The organism is Falsiroseomonas sp. RANM36, assembly GCF_056682175.1.
The window spans coordinates 181,359-187,652 of sequence record NZ_JBWXTD010000005.1; the positions used below are offsets into that span (position 1 = coordinate 181,359).

Here is a 6,294-nt window from a genome sequence, read left to right on the forward strand (position 1 = left end):
CCAGCCGCGTCGCGGTCTTCGACATCGGGCCGGCCCGGGGCGCGCGCGGCGGCGGGGGGGGCGCGCGGGCGGCCGGCCGCGCCGCCGCCGCCGCCCGCGGTGCCGACCTCGTGGTGACCATGCTCCCGGCCGGGTCGCATGTGCGCGAGGCCTGGCTCGGCGCCGGCGGCATGGCCGCGGCCTCGCGGCCCGATGCGGTGCTGGTGGATTGCTCGACCATCGATGTCGCGACCGCGCGGGAGGTGGCGGCGGGATGCGGCCGCGCCTTCCTCGATGCGCCGGTCTCGGGCGGCGTGATGGGGGCGGAGGCTGCGACGCTGACCTTCATGGTCGGCGGACCCGATGCCGCCTTCGCGGCGGCCGAGCCTGTGCTGAAGCAGATGGGCCGCGCCGCGATCCATTGCGGCGGCGCCGGCGCCGGGCAGGCGGCCAAGGCCTGCAACAACATGATCCTGGCGGCGACCATGATCGCCACCTGCGAGGCCTTCGTGCTGGCCGAGAAGCTCGGCCTGACGCATCAGGCGCTGTTCGACGTGGTCTCCAAATCCTCCGGCCAGTCCTGGAGCGTGACGAACTATTGCCCGGTGCCCGGCCCGGTGCCCGCAAGCCCCGCGAACCGCGACTACGCCCCGGGTTTTTCCGCCGCCCTGATGCTGAAGGATCTGGGACTGGCGGCGGAGGCCGCGGCGCAGACCGGTGCCGAGACGCCGATGGGCGCGAAGGCGCTGGAGCTGTACCGCGCCTTCGTGGAGGCGGGGAACGGCGGCGTGGATTTCTCGGGGATCATCCGCACCTTGCGCGGGGGCGGATAAGGCGGGCGCCTCTACTCCACATAGATCATCTTCCGCGTCATCCCGCCATCGCTGACGAACTCCGCGCCGGTCACGAAACCGCTCTCCGGCCCGACCAGCCAGGCCACCAGCGCGGCGATGTCCTCCGGCCGCCCGACCCGCCCCGCCGGATGCTGCGCATGGTCCTCGGGCCGCAGCGCCGCGCCCTTCGTGTGGATCCATCCCGGGCTCACGCAGTTCACCCGCACATCCGGGCCGAGGCTGATCGCCAGCGCATGTGTCAGCGCCAGCAACCCGCCTTTCGAGGCGCTGTAGCTTTCCGTGTCCGGCTCCGACTGGTGCGCGCGGGTGGAGGCGATGGTGACCACCGCGCCCTTCGCCGCGCGCAGCATCGCCTCGGCCTCCCGCACCAGCAGGAAGGTCGCGGTGAGGTTGGTGCCGATCACCGTTTGCCACTCGGCCAGCGTCAGGTCGCGGATCGGCTTGCGGATCATGAAGCCGGCATTGCTGACCAGCGCATCGAGCCGCCCTTCCTGCCGCGCGATGCCGGCCACCAGCCCGCGCACCGCGGCTTCCTCGGCGACATCCGCAATGACATGCCGCGCGGCGAGGCCGGCAGGCGGCTTGTCGCGATCCGCCACCACCACGCGCCAGTCCTCGCGCAGCAGGCGTTCCGCCACGGCAAGGCCGATCCCCCGCGCGCCGCCCGTGACGAGTGCCACCCGTTGCGTCGCCATGGTTCTCTCCGTCATGCCCGGGGACGAACGCCGGCTTCCGCCAGCAGATGCCACGCGGCCTCCGCATCCGCGGCGAAGTGCAGCAGGCCGAGATCCTCCGGCCCGATCATGCCGTCCTCCACCAGCGCGTCCCAGTTGATCAGGCGGCGCCAATAGGCCTCGTCCACCAGCACCACCGGCACCACGCCCATGCGCCCGGCCTGGCGCAGGGTCAGCACCTCGAACAGCTCGTCCAGCGTGCCGAAGCCGCCCGGGAAGATCACCAGTGCGCGGGCGCGCATCGCCAGGTGCAGCTTGCGGATCGCGAAGTAGTGGAACTGGAAGGTCAGCTCCGGCGTGGTGAAGGGGTTCGGCAGCTGCTCCCGCGGCAGGCGGATGTTGAAGCCGATGGACGGCGCGCCCGCCTCATGCGCGCCGCGATTCGCCGCCTCCATCAGCCCCGGCCCGCCGCCCGTCGCGATCACGTTGTCGCGGATGCCGGCCACCGGATGCAGCGCGCCGCCGCGCTCCGACGCGATGCGCCCGAAGCGCCGCGCCTGCTCGTACCAGCGCGCATGCCGGTCCGCCCCGCCGGAGGCGACGCGGGCGCTGCCGAAGACGACGATGGTGGAGCGCACGCCCCAGTCGCGCAGCGCCTCGTCCGCCTTCATGCACTCCACCTGCAGCCGCACGCCGCGCATGGCGGGGCTGAGCAGGAAGTCCCGGTCGAACAGCGCCAGCTCGAAGCTCGGTCCGTGTCTGGGCGTTCCGTGCCGTGTCCTGGCTGCCATCCTCGCCTCCTGCGCCTGGCGCGGCCTATGCTGGCGCCTCGATGCGCGTGAGGCGAGGGGTACCATGGCGATCGGCCTGAAGGTCTGCGGCGCGGCGCGCACGGTCACCGGCCTCAGCCTGCTGTTCGAGACGAAGCGCAGCCGCGTGCTGGTGGATTGCGGCATGTTCCAGGGGCCGAAGACGCTGAAGGCGCTGAACTACGAGCCCTTCCCCTTCGATCCCGCCGACATCGACGCCGTGCTGCTGACGCATGCGCATATCGACCATTCCGGCCTGCTGCCGAAGCTGGTGCGGCAGGGTTTCCGGGGCGCGATCCACGCCACCACCGCCACGCGCGACCTCTGTTCGGTCATGCTGCCCGATTCCGGCAGCATCCAGGAAAGCGAGGTCGCGCAGCTCAATCGCCGCAACCGCCGCCGCGGCCGTGATCCGGTGGAGCCGATCTACACCGCCGAGGATGCGGAACGGACGATGGTGGCCTTCCGCAAGACCGAGTACGGCGCCTGGGTGACGCCCGTCCCCGGGCTGCGCGCGCGCTGGTGGAATGCCGGCCACATGCTCGGCTCGGCCTCCATCGAGCTGGACTTCGCCACCGACGAAGGGCCGATGCGCGTGCTCGTCTCGGGCGATGTCGGCCCCGATCTCGGCCCGATCCAGCGCGACCCGGAAGGCCCGGCGGAGGGGCTGGACCATGTCTTCCTCGAAAGCACCTATGGCGACGAGGACCGGCCCGCGATCGGCCCGGCGGCGCGGCGGGCCGAGCTGGCGAAGCTGGTGAACGACGCCTCGCGCCAGAACGGCGCGCTGCTGATTCCGATCTTCGCCGTGGAGCGCGCGCAGGAGGTGATGCTCGACCTCGTCACGCTGATCCATGCGAAGCAGGTGCCGCCGACGGAGATCCATCTCGACAGCCCGCTGGCGCAGCGCGCGACCTCGGTCTTCGCCAAGCACGCCGCGCTGCTGGAGGATGGCGCGGCGATGCGCGCCGCGCTCGCCGACCATCACATCCACCATGTCGAGGATTGGCGGCAGAGCGCGCGGCTCGCGCGGCAGGACGGCTTCCGCGTGATCCTGGCCGGCAGCGGCATGTGCGAGGCCGGGCGCATCCGCGCGCATCTGAAGGCGAAGCTGTGGGATGCGCGCACCATCGTCGCGCTGGTCGGCTTCCAGGCGCAGGGCACGCTGGGGCGGCTGCTGCAGGACGGCGCCCGCCGCGTGCGCATCCAGGGCGAGCCCATCCGCGTCGGCGCGCGCATCACCATGATCGAGGGCTATTCCGGCCATGCCGACGGCCCGGAACTGCTGCGCTGGCTGGAAGCGCGCGGCCCCGTCTCGGGCGGCGTCTTCCTGGTGCATGGCGAGGAAGAGGCGATCGAGGGGCTGGCCGAGCGCGTGCTGGGCCGCGGCCTGGTGGCGAAGGAGGCGCTGATCCGCCCGCTGCTGGACGAGGCCTTCGTGCTGCGCCCCGGCGCGGCGCCGGAGCGCGACAAGGACGGCTCGAAGGGTCGTCGCCTGGCGCCGGAACGCGTGGGCCTGCCGGACTGGCACAACGCCCGCGCCGCGCTGGCGCTGCAGATCGAGGAGGCGCTGGAGAAGGCGCCGAACGAGGCCGCGCGCGATGCCCTGCTCAGCCGCCTGCGGCAGGCGCTGGACGCAGGCTGACGCACGGCCCAGATATCCGACATGACCGACAACCCGCTTCTCGAACCCTGGACCACGCCCTTCGGCGTGCCCCCCTTCGACCGCATCCGCCCCGAGCATTTCGCGCCCGCCTTCGAGGCCGCGCTGGCCGCGCATCGCGCGGAGATCGCGGCGATCGGCAACGACCCCGCGCCGCCCAGCTTCGCCAACACGGTGGAGGCGCTGGAGCGCGCCGGCGGGCTGCTGACGCGCGTCGGCGCCACCTTCTTCAACCTGGCCGCCAGCCAGGCCACCGACGCGCTGCAGGCGGTGGAGCGCGACTGGGCGCCGAAGCTCGCCCGCCACCGCGCCGAGGTCGCGCTGGATGCGGCGACCTTCCGGCGCATCGCCGCGCTGCATGAAGGCCGGGCAAATCTCGGGCTGGAGCCGGACCAGCTCCGCCTGCTGGAGCGGCTGCACATGAACCGGCTGCGCAGCGGCGCCGGGCTGGACGACGCCGCGCGGGCGCGCATGACCGAAATCTCCGCCCGCCTCGCGGTGCTGCACACCGCCTTCGGCCAGAACGTGCTGGCCGACGAGAACGCCTGGCAGATGGTGCTCGGCGCGGACGACCTCGACGGCCTGCCCGGCTTCCTGCGCGAGGCGGCCTCGCAGGCGGCGAAGGAGCGTGGTGCGGAGGGCCATGTCATCACCCTCGCGCGGTCCTCGGTCGAGCCCTTCCTGACCTATTCGGCGCGGCGTGATTTGCGCGAACGCGCCTGGCGCGCCTGGGTCGCGCGCGGCGCGCTCGATCCCGCGCGCGACAACGAACCGCTGGTGCGCGAAATTCTTGCGCTGCGGGCGGAGCGCGCGCGGCTGCTCGGCCATGCCGACCATGCCGAGTACCGGCTGGCCGACACCATGGCGAAACACCCCGAGGCGGCGGAGGACTTGCTGCGCGCCGCCTGGGAACCGGCGAAGCGCCGCGCGGCCGAAGAGCGCGCCGAACTCGCCGCGCTCGCCCGCGCCGAGGGCCAGAACGAGCCCATCGAGGCCTGGGACTGGCGCTACTGGGCGGAGCGCGCGCGGCTCGCCAAGCACGATCTCGACGGCGCCGCGCTGAAGCCCTTCTTCGAGCTCGAGGCGATGCTGCGCGCGATCTTCACGACCGCCGGCCGCCTGTTCGGCCTCAGCTTCGCGGAACGCGCCGACATCCCCGTCTATCACCCGGATGTCCGCGCCTTCGAGGTGCTGGACGCCGATGGCGCGCATCGCGGCGTCTTCCTGCTCGACAATTTTGCCCGCGTGGGCAAGCGCTCCGGCGCCTGGATGAGCAGTTTTCGCGTGGGCGAGAGTTTTTGCGACCGCGTCTCGCCGATCATCGTCAACAACAACAACCTGGCGAAGTCGTCGCCGACGCTGCTGTCCTTCGACGATGCGCGCACGCTGTTCCACGAATTCGGCCACGCGCTGCATGGGCTGATGAGCACCGCGCGCTATCCCTCGCAATCCGGCACGGCGGTGCTGGGCGACTTCGTGGAGTTTCCCTCGCAGGTGATGGAGCACTGGCTCTCCGTGCCGGAGACGCTGCGCACCCATGCCCGCCATCACGCGACGGGCGAGACCCTGCCCGATGCGATGATCGAAAAACTGCTGGCGGCGCGGAACGAAGGGCAGGGCTTCGCGACGGTGGAATACGTCTCCTCCGCCCTGATGGACCTTGCGCTGCATCGCCATGCCGAGCCCGATGCGCTCGACATCGCCGCCTTCGAACAGGAATTCCTCGAAGAAATCGGGATGCCGGAGGGGATCGTGCTGCGGCATCGCCCGCTGCATTTCGGGCATCTCTTCGCCGGCGGCGGCTATGCGGCGGGCTACTACTTCTATCTCTGGGCCGAGGTGCTGGATGCCGACGGCTTCGAGGCCTTCGAGGAAGCGGGCGATCCCTTCCACCCGGAGCTCGCCGCGCGCCTCAAGGCGATCTACGAGGCCGGCGACACGCGCGAGCCGATGGAGCTCTACACGCAGTTCCGCGGCCGCCCGCCGCGGGTGGATGCGCTGCTGCGCAAGCGCGGCCTGGCGGCGTAGCCATGTGCGGGAGGGGCCTCGCCCCTCCCGTCGCGGCTCAGCTTTCGGGACGGATGCCGAGCTCGCGGATCAGGCCGCCCCAGCGCTCGATCTCGGCCTTCTGCAGCGCCGCGAACTCGGCCGGCGTCGAGCCGACCGGCTGGAAGCCGGCGGCTTCCAGGGCGCGCCGCTGCTCCGGCTGGTTCAGCGCCGCATTGGCTTCCCGCGCGATCCGCGCCACGCGGTCGGCCGGCGGGGCGCCGCGGCGCCAAGGGCGCCGCACGGCCCCCCCCCCCCCCCCGCCACCC

At 72.2% G+C, this 6,294-nt stretch carries 5 protein-coding genes and 1 pseudogene; 3 read left to right on the forward strand and 3 right to left on the reverse strand.

Annotated elements, in window-relative coordinates; genetic code table 11:
• A partial coding sequence (gene mmsB, locus AC1MIR_RS18785; RefSeq protein WP_480029714.1) for a 3-hydroxyisobutyrate dehydrogenase occupies window positions 1-812 on the forward strand: 812 nt, incomplete at its 5' end.
• Window positions 813-823: 11 nt separating this feature from the next.
• Here mmsB and AC1MIR_RS18790 read toward each other — a convergent pair.
• Both AC1MIR_RS18790 and AC1MIR_RS18795 read right to left on the reverse strand, forming a co-directional pair.
• Window positions 824-1,528, reverse strand: a complete 705-nt coding sequence (locus AC1MIR_RS18790; protein ID WP_480029715.1) for an SDR family oxidoreductase — start codon at window positions 1,526-1,528, stop codon at window positions 824-826.
• 11 nt (window positions 1,529-1,539) lie between these two features.
• Complete coding sequence (locus AC1MIR_RS18795; RefSeq protein ID WP_480029716.1) at window positions 1,540-2,298, reverse strand: LOG family protein; 759 nt, start codon at window positions 2,296-2,298, stop codon at window positions 1,540-1,542.
• A 64-nt stretch (window positions 2,299-2,362) separates the two neighbouring features.
• On the opposite strand from AC1MIR_RS18795, the gene AC1MIR_RS18800 reads away from it, so the two are divergent.
• Together AC1MIR_RS18800 and AC1MIR_RS18805 are read left to right on the forward strand one after the other, a co-directional pair.
• A complete protein-coding gene (locus AC1MIR_RS18800) occupies window positions 2,363-3,961 on the forward strand; it encodes an MBL fold metallo-hydrolase RNA specificity domain-containing protein (RefSeq protein ID WP_480029717.1) in 1,599 nt (532 codons plus the stop codon).
• A 21-nt stretch (window positions 3,962-3,982) separates the two neighbouring features.
• Window positions 3,983-6,007 (forward strand): M3 family metallopeptidase, encoded by a 2,025-nt coding sequence (locus AC1MIR_RS18805; protein WP_480029718.1) that lies wholly within the window; start codon window positions 3,983-3,985, stop codon window positions 6,005-6,007.
• Between the two features lie 37 nt (window positions 6,008-6,044).
• Here AC1MIR_RS18805 and AC1MIR_RS18810 read toward each other — a convergent pair.
• Window positions 6,045-6,294, reverse strand: a pseudogene (locus AC1MIR_RS18810) (hypothetical protein); the annotation flags it as partial.